Genomic DNA, 25,794 nt, shown 5'->3' on the forward strand with positions numbered 1-25,794 from the left:
AGGCCCAATTGGGCGCCGGCTAATCGCTCTTCCGCAACGTGACTGCTTCGGAACCGGCAGCACGACCCGCCGTTAGGTCCGGTGAATTTGAATTAATCGGTCGCCATTGGCGTGGCCCGGAGGTCGCGGAGCAAGCAATGACAATTCTAAAATGGGCGCTGATCTTCTTTCTGGTGTCGATTGTCGCCGGCATTCTCGGCTTCACCGGTATTTCGGCGGCTTCGGCCGACGTCGCCCGCTTTCTGTTCTATGTCTTCGTCGTGATCTTCCTGGTGCTCCTGATCCTCGGGCTCACGATATTCAGGGTGTAGAATCTTGTTCTTCGTTATGCCCGGGCAAAAGCACGAAGATGCGCTTCTGCCCGGCCATGACAGGGTCGATGGACTACGCCACTTCCTCGATCGTCACCTTGTCCGGATAGAACGCCAGATGGCCTGATATCTCGGCCATGGCCGGGAAGGGCGTCTCATAGGTCCAGATCGAATTTTCGATGCTTTTGCCGTTGGCATTGATGGAGAAATAGTTCGCATCCCCCTTGTAGGGGCAGTGCGTGGTCCGCTCGGTGCGGGCCAGGAGCGCCATATTGGCATCCTCGCGCGGCACATATTGCACCGCCGGATAGCTGGCTTCCTTCAGGGTCAGTGCGTGGGTGGTGTCGGCGATGACCACGCCGTCCGCGGAGACGCGGACGCGCTTGGGGTTTGCCGTAATCGTGATCGGATGGTCGGGACCGGGCAATTTCATGATTTTGAGCCTCTTTTTCGGTCAGCCTGACGTGATCAGGCGCGACCGCATCTCACAGTGTCAAACGATCGGACCCGGAATATAGTGCCATCAGGCGTGACCTAGAAGAGCGCACGCGCTAGGTTCGGCGCTCACGGTCGCGCGAGCCGGCCGTGATTCGAAACACCTGACGGAGACATGCTGGATGCCGATGGACGCCCACGATATCGAATCGATGATCAAGGCAGCTATCCCCGATGCCGAGGTGACGATCCGCGATCTCGCAGGCGACGGCGACCACTACGCCGCGACCGTGATCTCGGAATCCTTCCGCGGCAAGTCGCGCGTGCAGCAGCACCAGATCGTCTACCAGTCGCTCAAGGGGCAGATGGGCGGCTTGCTGCATGCGCTGGCGCTGCAGACCGGGGTGCCGGACGCCTAGCCCGCCTCGGCGGCTGGCGGCGGGGGCGCATCGATGACTGACAATGCACGCGGCGCGCTGTTTCGCCCGATCGTGCCGCACCAGCACAGCCGCGTCACGTATGCCGAGCTGTTCTTCGACCTCGTCTTCGTCTTTGCGGTCACGCAGATCTCGCACACGCTGCTGGCGCACTTTACGCCGCTTGGCGCTTTGCAGGTCACGCTGCTGTTCCTCGCGGTCTGGTGGGTGTGGGTCTACACTTCCTGGATCACCAATTGGCTCAATCCCGAAAAGACCCCGGTCCGGCTGCTGCTGTTTGCGCTGACGCTTGGCGGGCTGGTGCTGTCGACATCGATCCCGGCGGCGTTTGACGGGCGCGGATTGTGGTTTGCGGCGGCCTATGCCGCGATGCAGGTCGGCAAGACCGTATTCCTGTGGCTATCGACGCTACCGTCCCAGTCGCTGGCGCGCATGAATGCGATCCGCATCACCGCCTGGCTGTCGGTGTCGGCGATTTTCTGGATCGCCGGCGGGATGGCGGAAGGCCCGTCGCGGCTGGTGCTTTGGGCAATCGCGCTCGTGATCGAATATATTTCGCCGGCGGTGCGGTTCTGGATTCCTCGATATGGCGCGTCCGCCGTTGCCGATTGGGTCGTCGAAGGCGGCCACATGGCCGAGCGCTGCGCCGGCTTCATCATCATCGCGCTCGGCGAATCCATCGTCGTCACCGGCGCGACCTTTGCCGAGCTGACGTGGACGACCGAAAACGTCCTGGCGTTCGTGTCGGCCTTCGGCGGCTGCCTCGCGATGTGGTGGATCTACTTCCACAAGGGCGCCGAAGCCGGCTCCGAGCAGATCTCAAGATCGAGCGAGCCGGGAAGGCTGGCGCGGCTCGCCTATACCTATCTGCACATGCCGATCGTGGCCGGCATCATCGTCGCGGCGGTGGCCGATGAACTCGTGCTAAAGCACCCGAGCGGGCATTCCGATCTCAAGACGGTGATAAGCGCGATCGGCGGTCCCTTGCTGTTTCTGTTCGGGACCATCCTTTTCAAGCACAGCTTTCGCGGTTTCCTTCAGCTCTCGCACGGGGCCGGTATTATCGCGCTCGGCGTGCTCGCCTGGTTCGCCAGCGATCTTTCGCCGCTGATGCTGTCGATCCTGACCACCGCGATCATGATCGCGGTCGCGGTGTGGGAGTCGATCTCGCTGCGATCCAATTCGGCAGAATAATACTACTGGTCGGGCAGCGACCGCCTCAGCGGCTGCATCGGAGAGCTGCTGTGCTGATCGACGACGTTTCGAAGAACGAGAGTTGACAATTGCACAACGAGCGCCCGCAGTCTGGCGTTCTCCTCGATGAGGGACTCCCGCTCGGTGTCCGCCTCTTGATCCCAGGCCGAGTCCTCGCGAGCGGACGACGAGCTGAAATATGGCTTCCGATTGCCGGATGCTGGATACGCGTTGCCCATGATTGAGATCCCCTGGCACGAACTCACCCCCAGCCGAGCCTGCCAAGGAAATTCGGCTGAGTCCGCGTCAAAATTGGGACGGTTCGAAGGGCAAACGAAAGCGCTGATGTAGCCATTTGCGGGCGGCTCGATAAAGATGAAGATTTGTTAAGAAGTTTGTCTATAGTGAGCGCGGCAAAGGTGCGGGGACGCGCGGCGGCGTAGCACCTTTCCATCAGACCTAGACCAGCGCGATCACTGGGAATCCACGGAATGCCGTGGCTGGGAATACGCGCCGATGAAACAAAGTGAAGCAAGAGTACGCATCATTCAGGAGTGGGACCGCTGGATCTTGACGCAGGCGATCGAGCAGGACGGGCCGACCGGAAAAGACTCGTTGAAGTTCTTCCACGAACTGCAGGACAGCGGATCGCCGCTGTTGGATTTCCAGTCTCGCGGACAGGACAAGTGGCGGATCATTCACGCGTGGTTGCTGGGTGCAGACCGATTGTCCGATGATTGGATATCCATAGCGCCCAGGATCACTCCAGCACGCCGGCTGCGACCGGACCGCCGAAGATCGGTCTGCAAGACGTGAACCTCAAAGACGTGAGCTGCAAGGCTCGCGCCCATTCCTCAGTCTGACGCCACCAGCGCGTGAACGGAAAACATCCCGTCGTGGTCGGTCCAGGATTCCCGGACCGACCAGCCGGAGTCCCGCGCCAGTGCGGTGAAGCGGTCGAGGCTGTATTTGTAGCTCGACTCGGTGTGGATGCTCTCACCCGGGCGGAATGAAAAATTGCGCCCGAGGATGCGCACGGTCTGCGCCTTCTTGGCGATCAGGTGCATCTCGATGCGATGGCGCTCGCGGTTATATATCGAGCGATGCATGAAGGCGGAAACGTCGAAATTGCCGCCGAGCTCGCGGTTGATGCGAACCAGAACGTTGAGATTGAACCGCGCGGTGACGCCGGCGGCATCGTTATAGGCGTCGTAAAGCATCCGCTCGTTCTTTTCGAGGTCGACGCCGATGAGCATCTGCGCGCCTTCGCCGAGAATGTCGCGCGCACTGCGCAGGAAGGCCCGCGCTTCGTGCGGTTCGAAATTGCCGAGCGTCGATCCCGGAAAGAAGCCGACCTTGGGCATCCCTTCGATCTCGGCTGGCAGGGCAAACGGCGCGGTGAAATCGGCGGCAACCGGATAAACCCCAAGCTCGGGAAAATCCTTGCGCAAGGCGCTCGCCTGCGCGCTCAGGAAATCGCCGGAAATGTCGACCGGGACATAGGCGCCGAAATCGCAGCGCTCCAGCAGCAGGCGGACCTTGGTGGTGGCGCCAGCGCCGAATTCCACCAGCGCGGCGCCCTTGGGAATAAGGGCCGCGATCTCGTCGCCGCGGCTGCGCAGAATGCCGAGCTCGGTGCGGGTCGGATAATATTCCGGCAGAATCGTGATCTGCTCGAACAGTTCGGAGCCTGCGGCGTCGTAGAAATATTTCGGCGACAGGCGCTTCGGGAATTGCGAGAGGTCGCCGATCACGTCGCCGGCAAAGGCGGAGGTCTGCTCATCGAACTGGTACGCTTCAGCCAAAGCGGCGGCATGCACATTCATGATACTCTCCCGAACGCGCTTACCGGCGCGCGATGATTATTGATTAGCGTCAGGCGTAGTCGGCGAGGCGTAACCCCGTGAATTGCCAACGGTGGAAGGGATAGAAGAAGTTGCGGTAGGTGATACGGCTGTGGCCGGCCGGGGTTGCAAGCGAGGAGCCGCGCAGCACCAGCTGGTTGACCATGAACTTGCCGTTATATTCGCCCAGCGCACCCTCGATGGCGCGGTAGCCGGGGTAGGGAGAGTAGGAGCTGCGGGTCCACTGCCAGACGATGCCGAAGGCGTCGTTGAGCTGGCCGGCCCGGGCGGCGACCTCCCACTCCATCTCGGTCGGCAGATGGCGGCCGGCCCAGCGCGCGAACGCGTCCGCCTCGTAATAGCTGACATGGCTGACCGGGGCTGACGGGTCGATCGGCTGCAGGCCGCCGAGCGTCATGATCCGCCATTCGCCGTCGACCTGGCGCCAGTGACCGGGTGCCTGCCAGCCCTCGTTGGTGGCGGCGGCAAAACCGTCCATCAGCCAGAGCGTGGCCGTGCCGTAGCCGCCGTCCTTCATGAAGGCCAGCCATTCGGCATTGGTGACGAGGTTGCGGGCGAGCCTGACCGGGCCGACAAGGGCGCGATGCGCGGGCTTTTCATTGTCGAAATGGAAGCTGTCGTCGCTGTGTCCGACGGTGTGGATGCCCTCGTTGAGGGTGACCCATTCCTCAGCCGAATGCTGCGACGCCAGGAAGCGCCAGGACGGATCATAGGCCGGCGGGATCGGGTTCTGGGCAAAGGCGTGCAGGATGTCGGTCAGCATCAATTCCTGATGCTGCTGCTCGTGGTTGAGGCCGACCTCGACCAGGGGCGCGAGCTTGGCGAGACGCTCCTCGCCGGCAGTCTGGAAGAACCTGACCACGGCAGCATCGACATGCCGGCGATAGGCGGTGACCTCGTCGGCGCTCGGGCGGGTCAGATGGCCGCGCTGGTGGCGGGCGTGCCGGGGACCCGCGCTGACATAGTAGGAATTGAATAGAAACGCGTAATCAGGATGGAAGGGCTGGTAACCTTCGCAGTGCTCGCCGAGCAGGAATTGCTCGAAGAACCAGGTGGTATGGGCGCGGTGCCATTTGGCCGGGCTGGCGTCCGGCATCGACTGGATCAGCTGGTCCTCGGGGCTCAGGGGAGCGGCCCGGCGCTCGGTTTCGCCGCGGACCGCCAGATAGGCTTCCACCAAATTCTGGGCGAGGGTGCCGGAATCGGAGAAAAGTGACGGGGCTGGTGTCGCGAACTCGGCGGCGGCTACTGATTTCGTCACTGGTATCTCCGGTCAAGGGAGAGAACGTTACTCTGGTAAACTGGTTCCTTGCGGACAGTCCGTCCTAGATAGGGGTTCCCCTGCGGGATAAAAGCCTTCCCCCGTCATGATATTGATACCGTCAGACTATGGGCGGTGGCCGTCCGGGGGCCCCAACTGGGCCCGCGCATGCCAGCTCTTCGCCATTTTACTTTGGATGCACAACGGTTTGGGCTACATATATGGCCAATACCTGATTACATGGACCAGGCGAGCTGCAGGGGGCGGTGCCCCAAAAGGAAGCAAAGATGAGCATTGAGCAATTCATCGACAATGAAGTGAAGTCGAACGACGTCGTGCTGTTCATGAAGGGCACGCCGCAATTTCCGCAGTGCGGTTTCTCCGGGCAGGTGGTCCAGATCCTCGATCACGTCGGCGTCGGCTACAAGGGCCTGAACGTCCTGGAATCCGCCGAGCTTCGTAACGGCATCAAGGAATATTCGAACTGGCCGACCATCCCGCAGCTCTACGTCAAGGGCGAGTTCGTCGGCGGCTGCGACATCATCCGCGAGATGTTCCAGGCCGGTGAATTGCAGCAGCTGTTCGCCGACAAGGGCGTCACCGCCAGCGCGGCGGCCTCGGCCTGAGCGGGCTTGCGCGCCAGATCGGCCAGGCGCGGCTGGAAGTCATTGTTGCCGACATCACCACGCTGGGCGTTGATGCCATCGTCAACGCGGCGAATTCGTCGCTGCTCGGCGGTGGCGGCGTCGATGGTGCGATCCATCGTGCTGCGGGGCCTGAACTCGTGGCCGAGTGCCGGATGCTCCACGGCTGCGAGACCGGTCACGCCAAGATCACCAAGGGCTATCGGCTCAAGGCCAAGCACGTGATCCACACGGTTGGGCCGGTGTGGAATGGCGGCACGCTGGGCGAGGACGATCTGCTTTCCTCTTGCTACCGCCGCTCAATGGAGCTGTGCCAGAAGCACGGGCTTGCTACAGTGGCCTTTCCGGCGATTTCAACGGGCATCTATCGCTTCCCCGCCGAACGCGCGGCCGGCATCGCGCTCCAGACCGTCGTCGATACGCTGCCGGCTGCGCCCACACTGGCGCAGGTGATCTTCTGCTGCTTCTCCGACGCCAGCGCGCAATTGCATCAGGCTGCATTGGATACCTTTGGCAGCCCTTGTGCCGACTGACGGGCGGCCGCTACACTCCCCCGCGAGTTCGGGGAGGGGTTCCATGAGTTCATCAACATGTTTGCGTGCGCTGGGCTTCGGCGCGCTGATGCTTGCCACGCTGTCGTCCGCCCGCGCCGAAGGCACGTTCGATATTCCCGCCGGCGCGCATTTCAACAAGGACAAGCTTGCGAAGATCACCGAGTTCTTCCAGAACGAGGTGTCGACCGGGAAGATCGCCGGTGCGGACGTCCTGATCCAGCAGCACGGCAAGCCGGTCTATCACGAGACCTTCGGCGTGCAGGACGTGGTGTCGAAGACTCCGATCACGGACAAGACCATCTTCCGCCTGTCCTCGCTGACCAAGGCGATCACCTCCGTCGTGGCGATGCAGTTGATCCAGGACGGCAAGATCAAGCTCGACGATCCCGTCTCGAAGTACATTCCCTCCTTCGCAAACATGAAGGTCGGTGAGGAGAAAAAGGCCGAGGACGGCACCAAGACGCTCGAACTGGTGCCGCTGACCCGGCCCATTACCATTCTCGACCTGATGCGTCATACCTCCGGCATCACCTACGGATTCTACGGCGACAGTCTGGTGCGCAAGGCCTACAAGGAGGCCAACCTCTACGCGGGCGAATTCGACCTTGCCGAATTCGCCGAGCGCATCGCCAAGCTGCCGCTGCACAACCAGCCGGGCGCGCTCTGGCAATACGGCCATTCCACCGACATCCTGGCGCGGATCATGGAGATCGTGTCCGGAAAATCACTGCTCGAGATCGAAAAAGAAAAGCTGCTCGATCCCATGGGCATGACGGACACCAACTTCTTCGTCACCGAACCGGAGCGGCTGCAGCGGCTGGCCCAGCCGGTGCCGAACGACAGTGATTTCCGGGTCGGCCGCCTGTACAGGACCGAGGTTCGCCAGAAATGGGAATCTGCCAGCGGCGGCATGGTCTCGACCATGTCGGATTTTTCTAAATTTGCGCAGATGCTGGCCAATGGCGGTACGCTCGAGGGCAAGACCTATCTCAGTCCGAAGACGTTCGAACTGATGGCATCGGACCATGCCGGCAAGGACTCTGGCGTCGCGCGGGATCATTACTATTTTCCCGGTGACGGTTTTGGCATGGGGCTTGGGCTCGCCGTGCGCACCGATCCTGGTAACGCCAAGCCGCCGCCGCCGGGATCGCTCGGCGAACTGAAATGGGACGGCGCCGCCGGCTGCTACATGGTGATCGACCGCAAGCAGGATTTGTTCTTCGTGGTGCTGGAGCAGACGCCGACGGAACGCCAGCGCATCCAGCGGACGCTGAAGCAGATGGTCTATGAAGCATTGGAGAACTAACGGCGCCGCAGGGCGCTATCTTGTTGTAGTGGCGCTGGCCATTTTCCTGGCCGGGGGATGGCTGCACGACGTACGAGCTGGGCTGAAAGCGCCGGACGCGCCGACTTTCTCGCGCGCGGCCCTTGACCGGTTCGGCGACTATGTTCGCAGCGAGGTCACAGCCGGCAAGATTCCCGGCGCAGTCATGCTGATCCAGCAGCACGGCAGGCTGGTTGATCTCGAATGTTTCGGCGTGCGGGACCCGGGGACCGGTGCGCCGATGACGCCGGATACCATTTTCCAGATCTATTCAATGTCGAAAGCTGTGACCTCGGTCGCGGCGATGATGCTGGTCGACGACGGCAAGCTGGCCCTCGATGATCCCGTGTCGAAATACATCCACTCCTTTGCGGATGCAAAAGTCGGCGTCGATCTTTCCGATGAAGCCGGAAAATATCCGCTCAAGCTCGAGCCGCTGAAGCGTCCGATCACGATCAGGGATCTGCTGCGGCACACGTCGGGCATCACTTACGGCTTCTTCGGCGAAACCGTGGTGCAGAGACTCTATGCCGATCCCAAACTGTACGCTGGCGATTTCGACAACGCCGAATTTGCCGACCGGATCGCGTCGTTGCCGCTCGCCGATCAGCCGGCAGTGCGCTGGAACTACAGCCATTCGACTGATGTGCTCGGCCGTGTCGTCGAAGTGGCGTCGGGGCAGACGCTCTATCAGTTCGAGAAGCAGAGACTGTTCGATCCGCTCGGCATGTCCGAGACTGCATACTATGTCCCAGATGAATCGAAGTGGGCGCGGATCGCCCAAGCCTATCCCGTCGATCGTTTTCGGGTGGCCGGAATCAGGGATCCGGCATTGCCGCGGCGCTGGGAATCCGGCGGCGCGGGTCTGGTCTCGACGGCCGAGGACTACGCCCGCTTCCTGCAAATGCTGCTGAACGGCGGCGAACTGGACGGCAAGCGGTACCTCAAGCCCGAGACGGTCGCACTGATGACGTCGGATCAGATCGGGCCGGAAACCGGGATCATCCACGATCCCTTTTATTTCCCGGGCCCGAGCAGCGGCTTTGGCCTTGGCTTTGCCGTGCGCACCTCGCCGCCGCCGGGTACGACATGGCCGCTCGGCGAATACCGCTGGGACGGGGCGGGCGGCAGTTTCTATTTTGTCGATCCCCAGGACGACCTGCTCGTTGTCTTCATGGTGCAGGCCCCGACGCAGGGCGGGCGGATCCAACTGACGCTGAAGACGATGATGTTTGAGGCGCTCGGCAAGGGCCTGCGCACAAGGGATTGACCATCGCCACTACGCCACGGCGTTGCGCGCGATCGTCTCGCGATAGAAGGCGGCGCTGAGCTTCGGCGTCCGACGCTGGCTTTCGAAGTCGACGTGGTAGAGGCCGAAGCGCTCCGCATATCCATCCGACCATTCGAAATTGTCCATCAGGCTCCACAGGAAATATCCGTGCACGGGCACGCCCTCTGATGTCGCGCGCTGCAACTGCGTCAGATAGTTGCGCAAGTACATGATGCGATCGACGTCGTAGATGGTGCCGTCCGCGGCCGGCTGGTCGCTCCCCGACGTTCCGTTCTCGGTGATGTAGATCGACTTCACGTTCCACAGTTTTGCAACGTGGCGCGGCACCCAGTACATTGTCTCGGGGCCGGGCCTGAGCCAGGTCGCTTTCATGTGCGGGAATGATTTGGGAAATGGCGCCAGGGTGAAGCCGCGTTCGTTGTCGGCGGCAACGACGTAATGATCAGGCATGTAGACATTCAGCCCGACAAAATCGATCGGGGAGGAGATGATGCGCAGGTCTTCGGCGGTGTATTTCGGACCCTCTTTGCCGGTCTGCGCGAGATATGCATCGGTGTATTTTCCCTCGAGCATTACGGTCAGATAGCCGGCATTGAGCTCGCGCGTCGCCATCTCGGCTGCCCGGATGTTGGCGGGCGTTTCGATGGCCGGGATGCAGCTCACGGCATTCTCCGCCGGGCCGACCCTGATTCCGGCCTGTCCATTGGCCCGGATCGCCTGAACCGCGAGACCGTGCGCCAGCGCGACATTGTGCCGGACCTGCTTCACATCAGATGGGGATAGTTTGAGCCCCGGCGCATCAGCGCCAAACTCGTGGCCGAGATGGACGAGCCTGGAGCATTCGTTGATGGTGAAGAAGTGCTTCACGCGGTCGCTCAGGCGCCCCGTGACATAAGCCGCGTAATCCGCAAACGCCTTTGACGTATCGCGCGAGGTCCAGCCGCCGAAGCGATCCTGCAGCGCTTGCGGCAGGTCCCAATGATAAAGCGTCGCGAACGGCTGGATGCCGTTCGCCAACAACTCGTCGACAAGGCGATTGTAGAAATCGAGGCCCTTTGGATTTGGCGGGCCGGCCCCTTCCGGGAAGACGCGAGGCCATGCGATCGAGAATCGATAGGCCTTTGTACCCAGCGCCTTCATTAGCTGGATGTCTTCCTTGTGGAGGCGATAGTGGTCGGTCGCGGTGTCGCCGTTGCTGTTGTCGGAGATGGTCCCGGGCGTGTGAGAAAAACGGTCCCAGATCGATGGGCCGCGGCCGTCTTCGTTCACGGCTCCCTCGATCTGATAGGCCGAGGTCGCCGTGCCCCACAGAAAACCGTTCGGAAAGCTGGAAGAGGTTGTTCGATTTCGTGCTCCGCTGTCCGCGTCCGATTGGGCCCGTCCGGACCCGGCCGGCAGCATCGACATGCCAAGCGCCGACCAGCCCGCAATTCTGCCAAATTGCCGCCGGGAAAATCTCTTGAATGGCATCGTTTCACTCGCCGTGCCGGGATCAATCAATCTTGAGCAAAACAAGGCTCACGCTTGATGCTTCGTGTTTGCAGCAGGCCTAATATCGCCGCTTCGGTGTCCCGGTGCAATTGCGCGCGTGGCCACGTCGGTCGGTGGGTCGACAGGGCTGTCGCGCACCGCTAAATAGGCGAATATATTCATCGATTTGGGGAGCAGGACGATCGGCTTTCGCACGCCGCTGGCGCTTTTCTTGATATCGCTGGGCATCGTTGCCGCGGTGTGGTGGTGGCTCGCCACGCCGGTGGCGCTGACGCGCGCGCCGATCGATGACGCCGCGAAGCTGGAGTGCGTCTCCTATGCGCCGTTCAGGGGCGATCAGACGCCCCATGATCCGACGCTGATCGTCAGTCCGGAACAGATCGCGCAGGATTTGGGCGAACTTGCCAAGGTCTCCAAATGCGTCCGCACCTATTCCATCGACAACGGGCTCGACAAGGTGCCCGAGCTCGCGTCCAGGGTCGGATTGAAGGTGCTGCTCGGCGTCTGGATCGGACGCGATCGTTCGAAGAACGCGCTCCTGATCAACCACGCGGTCTCGCTGGTGAAGGATCATCCCGGCGTGGTGTCTGCGATTATCGTCGGCAGCGAAGTGCTGCTGCGCGGCGATATGACCGTCGGCGATCTTCGGGACACCATCCGCTCGGTCAAGCCGCGGGTGGACGTGCCGGTGACCTACGCCGATGTCTGGGAATTCTGGCTGCGCTACCGCGAAGTGGGCGAGGATGTCGATTTCGTCACCGCCCATTTCCTGCCCTATTGGGAGGACGTTCCGCCGCGCGCCGAAGATGCGGCCGCCCATGTGGACGGCATCCGCAAGCAGGTGGTGGCAGCCTTTCCCGGCAAGGAGATCCTGATCGGCGAGACCGGCTGGCCGAGCCATGGGCGGATGCGCGACGGCGCGCTGGCTTCCCGCGTCAATCAGGCGCGTTTCATTTCCCAGATTCTCGAGCGGGCGCGACAGGACCATTTTCGCGTCAATTTTTTCGAGGCCTATGACGAGCCGTGGAAGCGCCGCTGGGAAGGAACGGTGGGCGGCTATTGGGGGCTCTTCGACGGGATCGAACGCAAGCTGAAATATCCAGCCGGGGTGGCCATCAGCAACTATCCGTTCTGGAAGCTGCAGATGGCATGCGGGATGTTGCTCAGCATCGGCATCTTCGCCGTAGCCTTGGTCACGCTGAAGCGCCGGCCGTCGTCGCCGCCATTGGCATCGTGGATCGCGGTCGCCGTGTCCGCGACCGTGAGCGGAATCCTGCTGGGCGTGAGCGCCGACAAGATGCTCCACGAAAGCTATGGGGTCGGCGGTTGGCTGGTTCAGGGCTTGCTGCTGGCCGCGGCCATCGCCGCACCGCTATTGTCCACCTATGCCCTGATGTCGGGGCGCGGGCTTCCGTCGTTTCTCGAAGTGCTGGGGCCGCCCAAGGGCCTGACCCCATTCTTCATGGCCAACATGCTGGGCATCACGCTGATCGTGACGACGGTCGTTGCCGTGCAAACCGCGCTCAGCCTGATATTCGACGCGCGCTGGCGCGATTTCCCGTTCGCCGCCCTGACCATGGCCGTGGTGCCGTTCTGGACACTGGCATTCTCCAACGGTTCGAAATCCGGCGAGCGGCCGCTCTCGGAAGGCGTGTTCGCCGGGCTGTTCGCCATGGCGGCGGTCTATGTCGTCTTCAACGAAGGGTTCGAGAACTGGCAGGCGATGTGGACCGGCGCGATCTATTTGCTGCTCGGCAGTGCGCTGTGGCGGGCGCGCACTGCTGCCATTGCCTGAGCTCGGATCAGCTCGCCTGATAGCTCACGCCCCGCGTACGATCTCGCGCACGATGCCGACCGTCTCCTCGATCATCGCAGCGCTGACGTCGAGATGCGTGCAGGCGCGAATGCGGCCGTCCATCATCGCGAGCAGGACGCCGCGCTTGCGCAAGGCCTCGACCATTTTGGTGCCGGCGACGCCGGCGCCGTCAGGCTTGAAGAACACCAGATTGGTCTCGGGCTGCTGCACCTCGATGCCATTGATTTGCGACAGTCCCCGCGCCAGCGCCCGCGCATTGGCGTGATCGTCGGCGAGGCCGTCGACGTGATGGTCGAGCGCGTAGACGCAGGCCGCGGCGCAAATACCGGCCTGCCGCATCGACCCGCCGAGGCGCTGCTTCCAGCGCCAGACGTCGTCGATGAAGGCGCGCGAACCCGCAATCACACCGCCGATCGGCGCGCCGAGGCCTTTTGAGAAATCGATCCAGGCTGAATCCCAGCCCGCGGCCATGTTCTTCGCCGATATCCCCGTGGCGACGCAGGCGTTCAGCAGCCGCGCGCCGTCCATATGGGTGATGAGCCCGTTCGCCTTGGCGATGGCTACCACTTCATCCAGCGCCGCTTTCTTCCAGATCGTGCCGCCACCGATATTGGCGGTCTGCTCGACGCTGACGACGGTCTGCGGCGGCTGGTAGCGTGAGCGCGGGTGCAACGCGGCACGGAATGTTTCGGGCGCGAATTGCCCGTCGTCGCCCGGCAGCGGCGTGATCTGGAATCCGCCGAGCGCGGCATGCGCGCCGCCTTCACGGGCGATGATGTGCGCGCTGACATGGGCCAGAATTTCATCGCCCGGCCGGCAATGGGCCAGCGTCGCCGCGACGTTGCACATGGTGCCCGAGGGCATGAACACGGCCGCTTCCTTGCCGAGCAGGTCAGCCACGCGCTCACACAACAGATTCACCGTCGGGTCGTCGCCGATCTGTTCGTCGCCAACCTCGGCGCGCGCCATCGCCTCGCGCATCGCCGGCGTCGGCCGCGTCTGCGTGTCCGACAGCAGGTTGATGCGGATGGGATCGGCCTTGGGATCGCGCGGGGCAGGGGTGTAGTGCATGGGGGAGTTCTTTCTCGCTCGTTTTTGTTATGGCCGGGCAAAAGCACGCGTCCGACCTGTCGCGTCAAGGGTGGGCCTCAAGTGTGTATTTATACACTTGAAATCACGTATCGACGTGTGTATAAATACTCATGAATTCCAAGGACATAGTCTCCGCGTTGAAGGCCGACGGCTGGGTCCAGGTCGCCCAAAAAGGAAGTCATGTCCAGTTCAAGCATCCGACCAAGCCGGGGAGGGTAACGGTGCCTCACCCGCGAAGAGATATCCCGACCGGAACGTTCAGAAGCATCGAAAAGCAAGCCGGTCTGAAGCTTAAGTAGACGAACAGGAAATGGGGCCAGCGGCCCGCCCTGCCAGCAGCAGAGGATGAGTAGAAAATGCGACAGTACATCGCCTTGATCCATAAAGAGTCCGGCAGCGACTACGGCGTATCGTTTCCGGACCTTCCCGGCGTGATCAGCGCCGGCAAGACTCTCGATGAAGCCCGCGACATGGGCGCAGAGGCTCTCGCGCTGCATCTTGAAGGTTTGGCAGCCGATGGTGAAGCCGCGCCAGAACCAAGCTCTCTCGAAGAGATCATGAAGGATGCGCAAAACAAGGACGGCGTCGCCGTCCTCATCGCGGCACCTGCCGCGGAAGTGAAGAGCGTCCGGATCAACGTGACGATGCCGGCCGACGTGCTTGATCAAATCGATCGTTACGCCGAGCGGGAAGGGTTCACACGCTCCGGCTTTCTCGCCCAGGCGGCGAAGAAGGCAATGGCTACCAGCTAGCGCGTGGACGTTTCCGAGCGCGATCAAGCCGCCTCGGTCTTGTCGATGGGTTCTGCAACGAGCTTAAGTCCGAAAGAGCTGATTACTTTTCTGATTGTATCGAATTCGGGCTTTGTCGTGCCGCTCAACGATTTGTAGAGACTTTCTCGAGAAAGACCCGTCTCCTTTGCGACCTGGGTCATGCCTTTGGCGCGCGCGATCGTATCAAGCGCATCGCAGATGAACTCGGCATCGTCGGTCGCCAGTGCTTCCGAAAGGTAGTCGGCCATCGCCTGTGGGCTCTTGAGATAATTTGCGGCATCGAATTTTGAGGTTTTAATCATCTCATTCCCTTTCACAATTCAGCAGCCATTTTCTTCGCTCGCCTGACGTCTTTCTCTTGAGTCGACTTGTCTCCACCGCACAGCATGACGATGATCGTCTTGTTCGTTTGCTTGTAATAAACGCGGTAGCCCGGACCGTGATGGACGCGCATTTCGCTTACGCCTTCGCCGACGGGTTTGGCATCGCCGGCATTGCCAAAGCGTAGCCGCGCTACGCGTGAAGCGATCTTGGTTCTGGCTCTTTCATCTGCGAGATCCGAAAGCCATCGGTCGAACTCATCGGTCGTCAGCACCTCGAACATGCTGTATCTTATAGGATACAGTTGGTTGAGTCAAACAAAAAGGCCCCGGCAAAACCGGGGCCTTTGATATCTCGGAACTGAAATCCGATCAGCGCGAATAGAATTCGACGATCAGATGCGGCTCCATCTGCACCGCGAACGGCACGTCCGACAGCGCGGGGATGCGGGTGAACTTCGCGGTCATCTTGCCGTGATCGGCTTCGATGAAGTCGGGCACGTCGCGCTCGCCGAGCTGGCTTGCTTCCAGAACGGGAGTGAGCTGCTTGGACGATTCCTTGATCTCGACGAGGTCGCCGGGCTTGAGCTTGTAGCTCGAAATGTTGACGCGGCGGCCGTTCACCTTGATGTGGCCGTGGTTGATGAACTGGCGGGCGGCGAACATCGTCGCCACGAACTTGGCGCGATAGACAACCGTGTCGAGACGGCGCTCCAGCAGGCCGATCAGGTTTTCACCGGTGTCGCCCTTCATCCGGCCAGCCTCGACATAGATGCCGTGGAACTGACGTTCGGAAATGTTGGCGTAATAGCCCTTCAGCTTCTGCTTGGCGCGGAGCTGCACGCCGAAGTCGGACAGCTTGCCCTTGCGGCGCTGGCCGTGCTGGCCGGGGCCATACTCACGGCGGTTCACGGGGCTCTTGGGGCGGCCCCAGATATTCTGGCCCATACGGCGATCGATCTTGTATTTCGCCTCACTGCGCTTTGTCATCGCGTCCTCTGCATAGAGTTTGAGTTTTGAGGAAACGCGCCCTCCTGTGCACCGGCATTGCCGGGGCCGACAGGTCCGCCTCGAAAGCTCGGGGAAGACCACGGGTCGCGAAACGCAACGCGGGCCGAAAGCGGCCCGCGAGCAAGCGGGTTCTTAAGGAGAAAGTGCCGTTCTGTCAACGAAAACGGCCGCTTTTCGGTAGTGTCTCAGTTTGAAAACTGAACTTTTATGCTTAGGGGGTTGCTCTTAAGGAAGATGAACAAGACGTCTTGTTCATCTATATGAACGGACGCGCTGAGAGACCCGCTACGCCTTGAGTGTCTTTGCGGATTCACTCTCCCAGAAAAATTAACTTTATCCCCACAATGTTCTTACTTTGTTCTTATTTCACGCTAGGTTGTTAACCTGTGCTCGTCGGATTTAGCGGACAATCGTTAACCCACGATTCGCACTTGCATTAATGAAAAAGAACGGGAGATACTCCATGATGCGCCTCAAAGTTGAAAAAATCGGCGAAGGTCTTCATCCGAGCGAAATCGTGGTTTCCGTTAAGGGAAAAGATGGCCCGATTTCACTGGTCTTAGATCCTTCCATTATCTTTGAGGATGGCACCGTAAACGTTGGTTGGCCCGTCGCGACTAACGGCAATTTGTTTCTTATCGAACTTCCTCGCGAGACGATGAACGGATCGTGGCGCATTTGGGTTCCAGGAGAGGAACTTAAGAGCGAAGAGGAAAGAAAACGAGCCATGGCTTGATTTTAACAGATCGGGAAATTCGAAATTCTTTAGAGGCTAACCTATTCGATATTCTTCCGAGACCCTCACTCGAAGCATATTCGTCCACCACGGTTGACCTCACCTTGAGTCCGGTTCTGCGAGTCTACAAATCGCAACCTACCGGACTCAAGAGCGCGATCGACCCGTCTCAACCGGGCTTCAACGCCATCAATTTAATCAACCAACTGACCGACGTTGCGAATATCGATGACAAAAATGGATATGATCTCATTCCCGGCGTTCTCGTACTCGGTTGGACGCTAGAAACGATTGATCTGAAAGATCACTGCAGACTGGCGGCGAGGGTGGAAGGCAAGAGTTCTTTGGCTCGCGTGGGGCTTGGTATCCACGTAACAGCGCCGATCATCCACACAGGCTTTAAGGCACCTATCCAGCTTGAAATGATCAATCACGGTCCGCTGCCAATTTGTTTGCGCAAGGGAATGCGCATCTGTCAGATCGTCTTTGAACAAACGCTCGGCATGCCAGATCGCTCATACAAGGGTCAGTTTCTCGGGCAAACAGCTACTTAGTCGTCCGTGAAGAACCATCCAAGCGGTTGATCAAGAATCGATTTTCCGGGCGAGATTGGCTTTGAGATTGCAAGCTTTGGGGCTTTGACTGCCCAAAAGCTTGCAATTTCATTTTTGAGGATTCCGTCGAATCGCGAGCCGTGATTCCGTCATCGCATCGGAGGGAGCGATGCGACCAAGGGAACGACGAGAGACGGGACAAGCCGATCTTCTGCGCTCGCGGCTGGACGCGATCATCGACATGGGCCACCCGCTGGTGAAGCTGGCACAGACGATCGACTGGTCGTTCCTGGAGCAGCGGTTCGGGGCGGTCTATGAGGACAAGCCGGGCCGGCCGCCATTGCCGACCCGCCTGATGGCGGGACTCGCGATCCTCAAGCACACCTACGACCTCTCTGATGAGGTGTTGTGCGAGCGCTGGGTGGAGAACCCCTATTACCAGTTCTTCTGCGGCGAGGAGTTCTTCCAGCACCGGTTGGTGTTCGATCGCTCTTCGCTGACGCGCTGGCGACAGCGGATGGGCGAGGAGAAGTTGCAGGCCTTGCTGCAGGAGAGCCTTGCGGTGGCCAGCAAGACCGAGGCGATCAAACCGGCCGATCTTAATCGGGTCATCATTGATACGACGGTGCAGCCCAAGAACGTGATGTTCCCGACCGATGCCAGGCTGCTGAACCGCGCCCGCGAGATCCTGGTCCGGCTGGCGAAGCGATATGGTGTCAAGCTGCGCCAGTCCTATGCCAGGGTGGGCAAGTTCGCGCTGATCAAGCACCAGCGTTATGCCCACGCCAAGCAGTTCAAGCGCGCCAACAGAGCCTTGAAGAAGCTCAAAATCTATCTCGGCCGCATCATCCGCGACATAGGCCGCAAACTCGGCGGCAACGCCGACTTGCTCGGGGGGGTCGTGTTGGAGCGCATGCTGGCGCGGGCGCGACAAGTGCTCGAGCAGAAGCAGCGCCAGCGTGGCCCGAAGCTCTACTCGCTGCACGCGCCGGAGGTGGAATGCATCGGCAAGGGCAAGGCGCACCGGCCTTACGAGTTCGGCGTCAAGGTCTCGGTCGCCACTACGCTGGCGCACGCCAAGGGCGGGCAGTTCGTGAGCCATGTGAAGGCGCTGCCCGGCAACCCCTATGACGGCCACACACTTGCAACCGTCATCCCCGAGATGGAGGCGCTGATCGGCAACACCATCGAGCGCGCGCTCCTCGACAAGGGCTATCGCGGCCACAACGCTCCGCCCGATTACAAGTTCAGGGTGTTCATCTCAGGACAGAAGCGGCGGGTGACGCCACAGATCAAGCGCCAGCTGCGACGGCGTTCCGCCGTCGAGCCGGTCATCGGCCACCTCAAATCCGAGCACCGCATGGGCCGCAACTACCTCTGGCATCGTGAAGGCGACGCCATCAACGCCGTCCTCGCCGCCGTCGGCTATAACTTCCGCCGCCTGATCTGCTGGCTCAGGCTCTTGTTGTGGCAAATCATCGCCACCTTCCCCGGGTCAATCCAGCCTGAAAATCCAGGATTCTTCACGGCCGACTACTTAGCTCCGCTCTGCCTTGCGTTCATCCCGCGCGTCGATCAACTCAACAATCTTTTCCATATTCCAAAGAGTGTCCGTCACACCGGCCGCCATGTAAGCTATCTCCCCGGGCTGAACACATGGCAGGCGATACCTTTAGCGTCTTACGGATGCGGCAGAAGTTGTAGAAAAGCTCATTACACCGCTTTGAGGTTAGGCGGTCCTTTCGCCCTCACAGGCGGCGTTATCGCACCAGTTAGCCCGAAAACTAGGTTCTCTAGTTCGTCTGCTGGAAGATGCAGGGCGTCGGCGACTTGACCCTTTGAGATACGGTCGGACCAAAGCTCGGTGAATACCTTTTTCCAAATGACCGACTCTTCGCGCGGCAGCCCATTAGGCTCCTCGGTCCGGTAACCCCGTTGATTGATCTGTATGCAGAATGTCCGGTACTGCCAGTCGCTCAATATGCCGAGTTTATGCAAACGGTAAGCAAGCGCACCGGTTGACACGCCCCATCGTTTCTTCGCGACAACTAACATCATCCAACCTTGATACAAATGGAAGCCGAGACCTTACGTCGGCCTTTGGCATCAAGAACGATGAGGCAAAACTGTTGGCTTCCATCTCGGCATCGCGCCCTTGCTGCGGTCCGCCGTGCTTGTGCAAAATTAAGTGGGCTAACTCATGGGACGCGTCCAGCCTGCTCCGCTCGGCAGACTTGAACGTATTCAAGAACACGTATGGAATGTCATTCCGCCAGCAAGAAAACGCATCCACGCTCTTTGTGTTCTCAGCTAAAGAGAACACCCGGACGCCCTTAGATTCTAGCAGCTTGATCATGTTGCTTATGGGCTGCTCACCCAGTGCCCACGCTTGACGGACCGTCATTGCTGCCGCTGCTGGATCACGCTCATGCGAGAGGTCGATTAGCTTCGGCTCCGGCAAATTGAACTTTGCCGCTACATAGTCCGAAAGCAAATATGCCAGAGAACCAGACGCTAGCGCAGCATCGCGTTCGCGCGCGGTCATAGACGTCAGGCTGCGGAAACTAGCAGCGTCCTTTGCCAGATCGTCGATATCGTCGCCAAAGAAGAACTCGCGCGGAAATCCGAGAGCTTTGGCGATCAGATCGACGGTTTCAGGCTCAGGTTCGTTGTTCGCCTTCTCTAGGCGCGTGACCGTGACCGGAGACATGCCGATCAGTTCAGCGAATCCTTTGCTGGTGAGCCGCCGCCTTTTTCGGGCGAGGCTCAATCTCTGCGGATTAAACATGAGTCTTAGCTTTTGCGCGTAATGTTGATCTCAAAGTCCTGCGCGGGCGGCTCGTTGTCATCAACCTTGGGCATCATGGCCCATTCACCGGGTTTGACGATGTAGATGCGCTCGTTGAAGCCCTTAAACTGGCCGTCCTCTATGTGCTTCGGGAACGACAATTCAGCGCGGACATCATCGCCATTGATGTAGACAAAAAAGTACCAGAGGGCGGCATTTTCCTTTTTGTGTTTGGCCTGATCCTCTGCCTCGTATTCGGCAAACAGGTTGCGCTGACCGAGGTCCACGGCCTTAGACGCTGCCGGGCCCTTGTCCGAAATCGCCTTGGGATCGCGGCTGTCGTCGCAGGCGCTGTCGGCATTCTGGAATACGATCTTGATGCCGGTCTTGGGATCAAAGGTCGCCTCGATGTTGCCCGTGCGGTCGATGAGCCAACCTTTAGCCCTGAGAATGTCGCGCAGTGCGCCGGTTCCATAGATGTATGAAAGCTGGCCGGCGGCATTGAGCGGTTGGTTCAGAACGAAGTTGGCCTTGGCTGCGACTGCCTGATGAACGACGCTGATCAACTCGCCAGCGGACAGGCCAAGCTGATCCAAGCGAGAAGCAATCTCATAATCCTGAGCGACGATCCGGTCGGCAGCCATGTTCCAGCCTCATGTTAATTTTCTCGACCTCATTTGTGGCAGAGAAAATTAACATGGTCAAGCGCCTTCTACTTTCCCCAACGGGATTTCGCGGCCTTTTTGGCGATCTCCGACCGCCTTCTTAGCCGTCATCCCGGCCGCGCGCGCCTTGCCGCCCATGCGCCCCCCAGCGGCGGCGTTCTTTCCGTCCTCGGTGGTATCCTCAATCTCGCCGGCGGGCGATCTTGGCGATCATGATAGCGTTGCCGGGGCGCTTTTCGCCCTTAGGACCTCTGCTTAGCGGTAGGCTTCGCAAGGGAGGGGGCGATAGATAGATTGTTCATTCTTGCTGCGGCAATTTTGTTCGCTGGGTTTCTAACCGGCGGCATCTATACCGCAGCCAGAAACGGTCAATCTGGCGTGTGATCTTCAATAAGTTTACCGGCGGCGCCTGGAGTTGTTCGTTTGGCTCATGCGAGCCCCTGCCGTATTCAAGAAATTCCAGCTGAGACACGACCCGTTTTCCCGGGCTAGATCGGCCCGGTCAGGTCGCGACCGCCCGGACCGGTTTGGGCTCGCTTTGCTGCCGATTGGAGCGCAATTCGGCGGCAATTTCACCGTTCAGCACCTGTTCCAGCCGATTCAGGGCCTTGGCCATCGGGGCGGCGTCGGTAACGCGGTGATCCCAGCGCAGCACGACGTCGATGGTCTGGTCGGGCTTTTCCACCCCATAGCTCAGGACAAAGGGCCCGGGGCTGATGGCGTGGAGCTGGCCGGCGCCATAGGCGGCCACAGAGGTCACGCCAAAACTGCCGAAATAATTCGCCCGCTGGCGGCCGAAATTCAGCCCGATCGCCCAGAACAGGCGGCGCAGCGGCAAGGGCAGCCGGGTGGTTCGCAGGATCTTGCGGAACGCCGGCACCTCGTTGATTGGCGCCTCCTTGGCGTGCCGGATCAGGGCATCGACCTCGGCCAGCGGCATTTCATCGGGCGCGGTGACCTTTTGCGGCAGCACGCAATCCTGGCCGTCCTCGATCCGGGCGATTGCCACCATCGCGACGCTGCGCGGCAGCTCGTAAAACGCAGGCATCGGCCATTTGACGTAGAGGGTGCGCAGCACCGGCTCTTCCTTCGCCACCAGCGCGAATGCCTTGACGAAGATCGCGGCCCAGCCAGGCCGCTGGGCGGCCTGCGCGCGGGCCTCCGAGAGGCCGCGGAGATTGAGGGGGCGTGTGAGCGAGACAAAGGGTATGCGCGTCGACGCATGCATGAGGTCGGCGACCAGGCGGCGCGGTAGTGTGATTTTTCGAACCGTTCCGCGCATCGCTCCGCTCAAGTTCCTAACAACAGGCAAACTGGAAAGCCGGCCGGGCCGGCGTGACCAGCCCGTCAGTGTCTCATCTAGCACGAACCCGGCAATTTGACGCCAGCGAGATCGTCTTACGGCGCCGGCTTGGCCAGCGGCTCACCGGCCTTTACGACGTAAACCCCGAGCACTTTGAAGGGCTTGTCGCCGGCTTTTGCATCGTGAACTGCGCCTTCGGGGATTTGGTAGGATTCGCCTGCCTTGATTTTCATCGGCGGCTTGCCGTCGATCAAAAGTTCAAGCTCACCCTCGAGCACGTAGCCGGTTTCGGCGCCCGGATGGGTATGGCGGCCCGCGGCCCCGCCGGCGGGAACTTCCGCAATCGCGGTGATGGTGTTGTAGCCGGCCGGGAAATCGAGCTTTTGCAGCGGCGTGCGCTTGATGCCGGTTTGCTGCGCGATGGCGACACTGGCACCGGCGACAGCCACGACGGCCAGTCCGAGCAGAAGCTTTTTGATCATGTGTTTTCTCCCTGTTGGGAAGTCTAGCAGCGCTTGCACGGCGCTGGAAGCTTCCGCGCCGTCTCTTTACCTATCGCTTGATCCCGTCAAGGCTCGCGGCGATGCCGCGCTGGAACAGCGACCAATCGAAGCCGAGCGCCAGCGCGACATAGCCGCGCGCGATCATCTGGTTGGCCTGTTCGGCCGTGCGGGCGACGCCGCCGATCGGCACGCCGCTCTTGAGGATCCCTTCTTCTGCGCGCTTCATCAGCGCCACGACTTCCGGATCATCGGGCAGGCCGCGCTTGTTGATCGATGTGGCGAGATCGCCCGGGCCGATCACCGCGAGGTCGATGCCGGGCGTTGCCATGATCTCGTCGATGCGCTCGACCGCCTCGACATGCTCGATGGTGATCATGCAGATCATGTCGTCGTCGGCGGTCGCCATGTAGTCTGCCATCGATACGCCCCAGCGGAACGGCGCGTGGAACGGGCCCCATAGCCGGTCGCCCTTTGGCGGGTAGCGTACGCTGCGCACGGCCTTCTCGGCGTCTTCGCGGCTGCAGATCATTGGAAAATTGATGCCGAGCGCGCCGAGGTCCATCGGCGCTTTCGCAAGCCACGGTTCGTTGGCGGCAATCCGCACCATCGGCACGCAGGGCGTGCCAGCGGTGGCCGTGATCATCGCGTGCGCCGAGCCGAGGTCGATCGGTCCATGTTCGAGATCGACGATGATCCAGTCGATCCCCGAACGCGCCATGATCTGCACGGTCTGGATCGAGGGGATGGTCGCGATTGCGCCGAAGGTCGGGCGTCCCTCCCGCCAGAGCTGGCGCAGGCGGTTGAGCGGCGCAGGCTTTGCGGAGGTCAAGGCGGAAACTCCCTAATCAAACGGCCGATTCAAAAATGGGTGACCAGTATCATATGGATAAATCCGCGGCCTATCGAGGCACATTGTTTTTAACGCATCTCACCTGGTTTTTAACGCTTCGCACTTGGCTCGCCATGATTCCGGCGCAAGCGGCAAGCAACGCAACGCCAAGAGTTCAGAGCGCCACGAGTTCAGTGCGAAGGATGCTTTCATGATGATCGATCGACGTACATTCCTGGCCGCGGCATCCAGCCTTGTGCTCTCGCCGGCGTTCGCGGAGGAGGGGCCGCCGGTGCTGGCGGCGTATGAGCGCGAAACCGGTGGACGGATCGGCCTTTACGCGGAAAATCTCGCAAGCGGCACGAAGATCGCCTGGCGCGCCGAGGAACGCTTCGTCATGTGCAGCACGTTCAAGGCCTCGCTCGCCGCCTTCGTGCTGGCGCGGGTCGACCGTGGCGAGGATCGTCTTGAGGACATGGTCACCTATGGCGCGCAGGATCTTCTCGACTATGCGCCGGTCGCCAAACAGAACCTTGCCGCAGGCGCCATGTCGGTCTCGGATATGTGCAAGGCCATCGTCGAACTCAGCGACAATACCTGCGCCAATCTGCTGCTGGCGCGGTCCGGCGGCCCGGCCGCGCTGACCGCGTTCTGGCGCTCCACGGGCGATACGGTCTCGCGGCTTGACCACAACGAGCCTGAGCTTAATCGCTCGCCGCCCGGCGATCCCCACGACACCACCACGCCCGCCGCGATGGCGGGAAATCTACGTCGGTTCGTGCTGGGCGAGGTGCTGTCGACCAACTCGCGTCAATATCTCACGGAGTGGCTTGTGGGCTGCAAGACCGGGAATAACCGCCTGCGCGGCGGCCTGCCCAAGGAATGGAAGATCGGCGACAAGACCGGCAACAACGGCAAGGACGCCTCCGGCGACATCGCGATCGCCTGGCCAACCGCGGGCGGGCCGGTACTGGTTTGCGTCTACACGCAGGGCGGCTCGCCCACCGCTCAGCAAATCGAATCCGTCTTTGCGGAAATCGGACGGATGGCAGGCCAGCAACTGGGCTAGCGCGTCACCACAAATCCGGCGATGGGCTTGTGCCCACGAATCGCCAGCGGACATCAGCAGATTTGCGTTCGCCGCTGCGATCGCGCGCGCAACTCGTGATCGAGAGAATTCGAGACACATCGAATGGCAAATGCTAACGTCACGGCGTGACAGGCCGGAGCGGCGCCATGCCCTTCGCTGTCATCGAAAGAAAAAATCAGCCTCGGGAGAGCAGCGCGGGCGACACCTGGGCTATGCGCAACAGGGAGGCTTCCAAGAGTCGAAAGGCTGCCGGAATTGTCTTTACCATGAGCATTATGATTGCTGCGCTGGCCGACACCGCGAGCGCACAAAATTCAGCAGGTAGTGCAGCCATCGACACCAGCCTGCGCGGCGCGGTCGAGCGCAAGGACGTACCGGGCGTGGTCGCGCTGATCACCGATCGCGACAAGGTGCTCTATCGGAGCGCATTCGGCGTCGCCGATGTCTCGACCGGACGCCCGCTGACGCCTGACGCGCTGTTTCGTATCGCCTCGATGACCAAGGCGATCACGTCGGTGGCGTTGATGCAATTGATCGAGCAGGGCCGCCTCGGTCTCGACGACCCGGCCGAAAAATACCTGCCGGAGCTCGTGGGACTGAAAGTCATTGAATCCTTCGACAAGGCGACCGGCGCCTACCAGGTTCGCCCGGCATCGCGACCGCCAACCGTCAAGCACTTCCTGACGCACACGTCCGGATTGGCCTATCCGTTCACCAGCGAGATCTGGCGCGATCTCAAGCCGCGCGCCGGCGAAACATATCCGTTCGGCGGACCGCTGCTGTTCGATCCGGGCGAGCGCTGGCACTACAGCACCTCTACCGATGTCGTCGGCAAGCTGGTCGAGGTGGTGTCCGGCCAGAAGCTCGAGGAATATTTCCGCCAGCATATCTTTGCCCCGCTCAAGATGGACGACACGTCCTACAATGTGCCGGAGGCCAAGGGACCGCGCCTCGTCGCCCAACAGCAGCGCGCTGGCGAGCGCATGGACGGCGCCATAGAACTGCAAAAGCCGCAGCTCGGCCTGACCATCGCGGCGCCGATCGGCGGCGGCGGCCTTGCCTCGACCGCTGACGATTACGGGCGCTTCGTGCGCATGCTGCTCAACGGCGGCCAGCTTGACGGGGTGCGTGTGCTCAGGGCCGAGACGGTAGCGCTGATGGGCCAGAACCACATCGGCGCGGTCTCGGTCCCCGCCCTCAAGAGCGCGCTGCCGCGGAGCGCCGACTTCACGTTTATCGCGGACGGACGTGACAAATGGGGGCTCGGCTTTCTCATCACGGCCGATCAGGTGCAAGGCAAGCGTTCGCCCGGCAGCCTGAGCTGGGGCGGCATCAACAACACGTTCTTCTGGATCGATCCGGCGCGCGGCATCGCCGGCGTGATCATGATGCAGTATTTGCCATTCGCGGACGCCAAGGCGCTGGCCGTCTACGACGCGTTCGAGCGCGGCGCTTATCAACTCGTCAACGCCGAGCGGTAGAAAGCTTTGCAATGCCGGGTCGGCTT

The 25,794-nt window shown here is 61.0% G+C and carries 28 protein-coding genes and 1 pseudogene; 16 read left to right on the forward strand and 13 right to left on the reverse strand.

Going from position 1 to position 25,794, the window contains the following annotated elements; genetic code table 11:
- Positions 1–137: 137 nt before the first annotated feature.
- Positions 138–311, forward strand: a complete 174-nt coding sequence (locus V1283_RS05825; RefSeq protein WP_079604157.1) for a DUF1328 domain-containing protein — start codon at positions 138–140, stop codon at positions 309–311.
- Positions 312–384: 73 nt separating this feature from the next.
- Here the strand turns inward: V1283_RS05825 and V1283_RS05830 are convergent, their stop codons facing one another.
- On the reverse strand, positions 385–744 hold the full coding sequence (locus V1283_RS05830) for a DUF427 domain-containing protein (protein WP_334385491.1): 360 nt from the start codon (positions 742–744) through the stop codon (positions 385–387).
- A gap of 184 nt (positions 745–928) precedes the next feature.
- Here V1283_RS05830 and V1283_RS05835 point away from each other — a divergent pair, with 184 nt between their 5' ends.
- The 3 genes from V1283_RS05835 to V1283_RS05845 all read left to right on the forward strand — a co-directional run bounded on the left by V1283_RS05835 (position 929) and on the right by V1283_RS05845 (position 3,193).
- Positions 929–1,165, forward strand: a complete 237-nt coding sequence (locus tag V1283_RS05835; RefSeq protein WP_334385492.1) for a BolA family protein — start codon at positions 929–931, stop codon at positions 1,163–1,165.
- A 33-nt stretch (positions 1,166–1,198) separates the two neighbouring features.
- Positions 1,199–2,377 (forward strand): low temperature requirement protein A, encoded by a 1,179-nt coding sequence (locus V1283_RS05840; RefSeq protein WP_334385493.1) that lies wholly within the window; start codon positions 1,199–1,201, stop codon positions 2,375–2,377.
- Positions 2,378–2,947: 570 nt separating this feature from the next.
- A complete protein-coding gene (locus V1283_RS05845; RefSeq protein ID WP_334385494.1) occupies positions 2,948–3,193 on the forward strand; it encodes a hypothetical protein in 246 nt (81 codons plus the stop codon).
- Positions 3,194–3,231: 38 nt separating this feature from the next.
- Here V1283_RS05845 and egtD read toward each other — a convergent pair whose 3' ends face one another.
- Entirely contained in the window at positions 3,232–4,203 is a 972-nt protein-coding gene (egtD, locus tag V1283_RS05850) for an L-histidine N(alpha)-methyltransferase (RefSeq protein WP_334385495.1), read from the reverse strand.
- Positions 4,204–4,252: 49 nt separating this feature from the next.
- Positions 4,253–5,503: an ergothioneine biosynthesis protein EgtB gene (gene egtB / locus V1283_RS05855; protein WP_334385496.1), complete on the reverse strand. Its 1,251-nt coding sequence runs from the start codon at positions 5,501–5,503 to the stop codon at positions 4,253–4,255.
- Positions 5,504–5,790: 287 nt separating this feature from the next.
- Here egtB and grxD point away from each other — a divergent pair, with 287 nt between their 5' ends.
- From grxD to V1283_RS05875, 4 genes are read left to right on the forward strand one after another with little or no spacing between them, the layout of a single operon-like run.
- Positions 5,791–6,129 carry a Grx4 family monothiol glutaredoxin gene (grxD, locus tag V1283_RS05860; protein ID WP_334385497.1) on the forward strand — a complete coding sequence of 113 codons (339 nt, stop codon included), beginning with the start codon at positions 5,791–5,793 and terminating at the stop codon, positions 6,127–6,129.
- Positions 6,126–6,680 (forward strand): O-acetyl-ADP-ribose deacetylase, encoded by a 555-nt coding sequence (locus V1283_RS05865; protein WP_334392965.1) that lies wholly within the window; start codon positions 6,126–6,128, stop codon positions 6,678–6,680. The genes grxD and V1283_RS05865 overlap by 4 nt, the downstream gene beginning before the upstream one ends.
- 43 nt (positions 6,681–6,723) lie before the next feature.
- The gene (locus tag V1283_RS05870) at positions 6,724–8,007 is read left to right on the forward strand and encodes a serine hydrolase domain-containing protein (RefSeq protein WP_334385498.1); all 1,284 of its coding nucleotides are present in this window, start codon (positions 6,724–6,726) and stop codon (positions 8,005–8,007) included.
- On the forward strand, positions 7,988–9,295 hold the full coding sequence (locus tag V1283_RS05875) for a serine hydrolase domain-containing protein (RefSeq protein ID WP_334385499.1): 1,308 nt from the start codon (positions 7,988–7,990) through the stop codon (positions 9,293–9,295). Before V1283_RS05870 ends, V1283_RS05875 begins: the two co-directional genes overlap by 20 nt.
- Positions 9,296–9,304: 9 nt before the next feature.
- Here the strand turns inward: V1283_RS05875 and V1283_RS05880 are convergent, their stop codons facing one another.
- Positions 9,305–10,786, reverse strand: a complete 1,482-nt coding sequence (locus tag V1283_RS05880; RefSeq protein WP_334385500.1) for a GH1 family beta-glucosidase — start codon at positions 10,784–10,786, stop codon at positions 9,305–9,307.
- 232 nt (positions 10,787–11,018) lie between these two features.
- Here V1283_RS05880 and V1283_RS05885 point away from each other — a divergent pair, with 232 nt between their 5' ends.
- The gene (locus V1283_RS05885; RefSeq protein WP_334385501.1) at positions 11,019–12,602 is read left to right on the forward strand and encodes a glycoside hydrolase family 17 protein; all 1,584 of its coding nucleotides are present in this window, start codon (positions 11,019–11,021) and stop codon (positions 12,600–12,602) included.
- Between the two features lie 24 nt (positions 12,603–12,626).
- Here V1283_RS05885 and V1283_RS05890 read toward each other — a convergent pair whose 3' ends face one another.
- Entirely contained in the window at positions 12,627–13,694 is a 1,068-nt protein-coding gene (locus V1283_RS05890) for a threonine aldolase family protein (protein WP_334385502.1), read from the reverse strand.
- A gap of 131 nt (positions 13,695–13,825) precedes the next feature.
- On the opposite strand from V1283_RS05890, the gene V1283_RS05895 reads away from it, so the two are divergent.
- Together V1283_RS05895 and V1283_RS05900 are read left to right on the forward strand one after the other, a co-directional pair.
- The gene (locus V1283_RS05895; protein ID WP_334385503.1) at positions 13,826–14,014 is read left to right on the forward strand and encodes a type II toxin-antitoxin system HicA family toxin; all 189 of its coding nucleotides are present in this window, start codon (positions 13,826–13,828) and stop codon (positions 14,012–14,014) included.
- Positions 14,015–14,071: 57 nt separating this feature from the next.
- A complete protein-coding gene (locus tag V1283_RS05900; protein ID WP_334385504.1) occupies positions 14,072–14,467 on the forward strand; it encodes a type II toxin-antitoxin system HicB family antitoxin in 396 nt (131 codons plus the stop codon).
- A gap of 23 nt (positions 14,468–14,490) precedes the next feature.
- Here the strand turns inward: V1283_RS05900 and V1283_RS05905 are convergent, their stop codons facing one another.
- From V1283_RS05905 to rpsD, 3 genes are all read right to left on the reverse strand, one after another.
- Positions 14,491–14,805 carry an addiction module antidote protein gene (locus V1283_RS05905; RefSeq protein WP_334385505.1) on the reverse strand — a complete coding sequence of 105 codons (315 nt, stop codon included), beginning with the start codon at positions 14,803–14,805 and terminating at the stop codon, positions 14,491–14,493.
- Positions 14,802–15,092 (reverse strand): type II toxin-antitoxin system RelE/ParE family toxin, encoded by a 291-nt coding sequence (locus V1283_RS05910; protein WP_334385506.1) that lies wholly within the window; start codon positions 15,090–15,092, stop codon positions 14,802–14,804. The genes V1283_RS05905 and V1283_RS05910 overlap by 4 nt, the downstream gene beginning before the upstream one ends.
- An 88-nt stretch (positions 15,093–15,180) precedes the next feature.
- On the reverse strand, positions 15,181–15,798 hold the full coding sequence (gene rpsD / locus V1283_RS05915; RefSeq protein WP_108516453.1) for a 30S ribosomal protein S4: 618 nt from the start codon (positions 15,796–15,798) through the stop codon (positions 15,181–15,183).
- A gap of 484 nt (positions 15,799–16,282) precedes the next feature.
- Here rpsD and V1283_RS05920 point away from each other — a divergent pair, with 484 nt between their 5' ends.
- From V1283_RS05920 to V1283_RS05930, 3 genes and pseudogenes are all read left to right on the forward strand, one after another.
- Positions 16,283–16,555 (forward strand): hypothetical protein, encoded by a 273-nt coding sequence (locus tag V1283_RS05920; protein WP_334385507.1) that lies wholly within the window; start codon positions 16,283–16,285, stop codon positions 16,553–16,555.
- Positions 16,552–17,109, forward strand: coding sequence for a dCTP deaminase (gene dcd, locus V1283_RS05925; RefSeq protein WP_334385508.1), 558 nt, complete (start codon positions 16,552–16,554; stop codon positions 17,107–17,109). The genes V1283_RS05920 and dcd overlap by 4 nt, the downstream gene beginning before the upstream one ends.
- Positions 17,110–17,278: 169 nt before the next feature.
- Positions 17,279–18,589, forward strand: a pseudogene (locus V1283_RS05930) (IS5 family transposase); the annotation flags it as partial.
- Between the two features lie 510 nt (positions 18,590–19,099).
- On the opposite strand, the gene V1283_RS05935 reads toward V1283_RS05930, so the two are convergent.
- The 5 genes from V1283_RS05935 to V1283_RS05955 form a co-directional block, all read right to left on the reverse strand.
- Positions 19,100–19,897, reverse strand: a complete 798-nt coding sequence (locus V1283_RS05935) for a helix-turn-helix domain-containing protein (protein ID WP_334385509.1) — start codon at positions 19,895–19,897, stop codon at positions 19,100–19,102.
- Positions 19,898–19,902: 5 nt separating this feature from the next.
- A complete protein-coding gene (locus V1283_RS05940) occupies positions 19,903–20,541 on the reverse strand; it encodes a hypothetical protein (protein WP_334385510.1) in 639 nt (212 codons plus the stop codon).
- 523 nt (positions 20,542–21,064) lie between these two features.
- The gene (locus V1283_RS05945) at positions 21,065–21,844 is read right to left on the reverse strand and encodes an acyltransferase (RefSeq protein WP_334385511.1); all 780 of its coding nucleotides are present in this window, start codon (positions 21,842–21,844) and stop codon (positions 21,065–21,067) included.
- Positions 21,845–21,960: 116 nt separating this feature from the next.
- Positions 21,961–22,347, reverse strand: coding sequence for a cupin domain-containing protein (locus tag V1283_RS05950; RefSeq protein WP_334385512.1), 387 nt, complete (start codon positions 22,345–22,347; stop codon positions 21,961–21,963).
- A 70-nt stretch (positions 22,348–22,417) separates the two neighbouring features.
- Positions 22,418–23,197: an HpcH/HpaI aldolase family protein gene (locus V1283_RS05955; RefSeq protein ID WP_334385513.1), complete on the reverse strand. Its 780-nt coding sequence runs from the start codon at positions 23,195–23,197 to the stop codon at positions 22,418–22,420.
- A 211-nt stretch (positions 23,198–23,408) separates the two neighbouring features.
- Between V1283_RS05955 and bla the strand changes: the two genes are divergently transcribed.
- Positions 23,409–24,266: a class A beta-lactamase gene (bla, locus tag V1283_RS05960; protein ID WP_334385514.1), complete on the forward strand. Its 858-nt coding sequence runs from the start codon at positions 23,409–23,411 to the stop codon at positions 24,264–24,266.
- A gap of 287 nt (positions 24,267–24,553) precedes the next feature.
- The gene (locus V1283_RS05965) at positions 24,554–25,768 is read left to right on the forward strand and encodes a serine hydrolase domain-containing protein (protein WP_334385515.1); all 1,215 of its coding nucleotides are present in this window, start codon (positions 24,554–24,556) and stop codon (positions 25,766–25,768) included.
- Positions 25,769–25,794: the final 26 nt, after the last annotated feature.

The organism is Bradyrhizobium sp. AZCC 2262 (assembly GCF_036924535.1).
Taxonomy (GTDB): domain Bacteria; phylum Pseudomonadota; class Alphaproteobacteria; order Rhizobiales; family Xanthobacteraceae; genus Bradyrhizobium.